A 509-nucleotide genomic window follows, 5' to 3' on the forward strand; every position below is an offset into this window, starting at 1 on the left:
CAAAGAGCGCACCTTGGCTAAGGTTTAGTGAATGTGAAAATTCGTACGTAATATTATAAAAAAGCCCTCATAATTGATAATGCCGATCAGTTAAGACAGATCGCTTGACGATCTCGCTGAAAAGATCAAAATCCGATGACCTCATGTCATCGGATTTTTTTATGCAACTCTCAGAAGCACTCGCCCGTACTCATATTACCCGCCTAACCGAATTCACCTGCTTAGCAGATGTGTTAGAACCTGAGTTAATTCAATCTTGCCTAGACTCTCAGGGYGTTGCGACGTTAAGACGGCGTAAATTGCCGATGGACGCGATGATTTGGGCCGTTATCGGAATGGCTTTGTTCCGAGGGGAATCTGTTCGGTCACTCATCAACAAACTCGACATTGTTTTGCCGCAAGAGATTGATTATGTTGCACGCAGCGCCGTGACTCAGGCGCGTAAACGATTGGGCAGTGAGGTTATTAGAGAAGTATTTAGTCGCAGCGCCAATACCTGGCACGCGAGA

1 protein-coding gene is annotated in these 509 nt (G+C 45.9%); it reads left to right on the plus strand.

Features of this window, described 5'->3' with window-relative positions; all coding sequences use genetic code 11:
* Positions 1 to 143 precede the first annotated feature (143 nt).
* A partial coding sequence (locus L5L77_RS22690; RefSeq protein WP_263223453.1) for a transposase domain-containing protein occupies positions 144 to 509 on the plus strand: 366 nt, incomplete at its 3' end.

This window comes from Shewanella sp. SM29, assembly GCF_025654245.1.
Classification (GTDB): domain Bacteria; phylum Pseudomonadota; class Gammaproteobacteria; order Enterobacterales; family Shewanellaceae; genus Shewanella; species Shewanella oncorhynchi.